Source organism: Bacillus sp. AF62 (genome assembly GCF_050312695.1).
GTDB lineage: Bacteria > Bacillota > Bacilli > Bacillales > Bacillaceae_G > Bacillus_A > Bacillus_A cereus.
Genome location: NZ_JBNPJZ010000197.1, coordinates 1 through 1,437, shown reverse-complemented (window position 1 = coordinate 1,437; position 1,437 = coordinate 1). Strand labels below are relative to the sequence as shown.

Here is a 1,437-nt window from a genome sequence, read left to right as displayed (position 1 = left end):
ACGAGTGGATTCCCACCTGCGAAAGGCATTGTGGAAAGCCAAGTGGATGTAGATGACATTTATGCAACATTAGGGGAGGGGGTCTGATGGAGAAGTATCAGCGGTATGCAGAGAATGAGCTGTACGTACTCGGTTGCTTGATGAAAGACAATGCTCTATTCGAGGAATTGAGACTGACGGCGAAACACTTTATTCACGTACAGCATAATCAATTGTTTCAAGCCATGATGGAGCTTTGGCAAGAGGAGAAGCCGGTTAATGACATGAGTCTTTCCCAACTGAGTGAGAAGAGAATCAAGGCATTTGGCGGCGTAGGGAAAATATACGAGTGCCACCGCCAAGCACCTACGTTACACAACTTTTCGTTCATTCAGCAAAAGATGATTGAATTTATGGCGGTAGAAGACATGTTGTTTGATATACAGGAATTTCAGCAGAGAACGGTGGACAGGCACGCTTTGAAAGACCTGAATGAGTTTGTGACAAAAGTGAACCAGATTCAAATCACGACTGTTCAGCCTCAGCTTTCGTTCCAGAACCAGTTGCAACAACGAGTCGAGGAGCATAGCAACATGCAAGCGAGTGGGCTGAGCGGAGCGCATACGGGTTATACCAACCTCAATCAGTTTACAGATGGTTGGCAAGCAACAGACCTGATTGTCGTGGCTGCGAGGCCTTCTGTTGGGAAAACAGCGTTTACGCTAGATTCGATGCGAAAAGGAGCAAAAGCAGACCCGAAACAGTATATGGGCACATTCTTCAGCTGTGAAATGATTGCATCGAAAGTGATTGATCGCTGGATTGCTGCCGAAGGTAGACTTCCCGTAAATGAACTCAGTAACCCGAATAAGTTCTTTGGTAACGATGATAAGAAGTGGATGAAGTATCAACAGGCAACAGGAGAGTTGGCGAATTTACCTATCAACATTCGGGAAGAAAAGCACATTCATGAGATTCGGGCGGTGATTTGGAAAACGGTCAAAGAACATCCGGAGAAAAAACACTTGTTTGTCATTGATCACTTGGGACATATCAAAACGGATGAGACATTTGCGAATAACCACTTGAAATTCACTCACATCATCAACGAATTGAAGGATATCCAAAAGACGGTAAAACAGCCCATTATCCTGATTGCGCAATTAAATCGTGCGGTGGAAGGGAAAATGGATAAGCGTCCGTGCATGGCTGATATACGGGAGTCTGGTTCGATTGAAGAGGTAGCGGATGTGATTATTTTCCCTCATCGAGAAGCGTATTTTGACAAAGAGAAGCGGGAAACAGAGGAAATACACGAGACGGAACTCATCATCGCCAAAAACCGAAATGGAGCGGTAGGAACGCTGAAGTTGAACTTTGTGAAGCGGACGAATGAATTTGTGGAGTGAGGGCATGAAGGTCAGTGAATTGTTAGAGTACGCAACAGCACATGGACTG

General features: G+C 45.2%; 1 protein-coding gene. It reads left to right on the top strand.

Annotation, left to right across the window (positions count from 1 at the left end):
- The first annotated feature begins 86 nt into the window (after positions 1–86).
- Complete coding sequence (locus tag ACQRBL_RS32220) at positions 87–1,388, top strand: replicative DNA helicase (RefSeq protein WP_427736409.1); 1,302 nt, start codon at positions 87–89, stop codon at positions 1,386–1,388.
- The last annotated feature ends 49 nt before the right edge of the window (positions 1,389–1,437 follow it).

Excerpts from the sequence above, each read along its gene's own strand:
- ACQRBL_RS32220 (WP_427736409.1), top strand. The coding sequence starts at position 87 with ATGGAGAAGTATCAGCGGTATGCAGAGAATGAGCTGTACGTACTCGGT.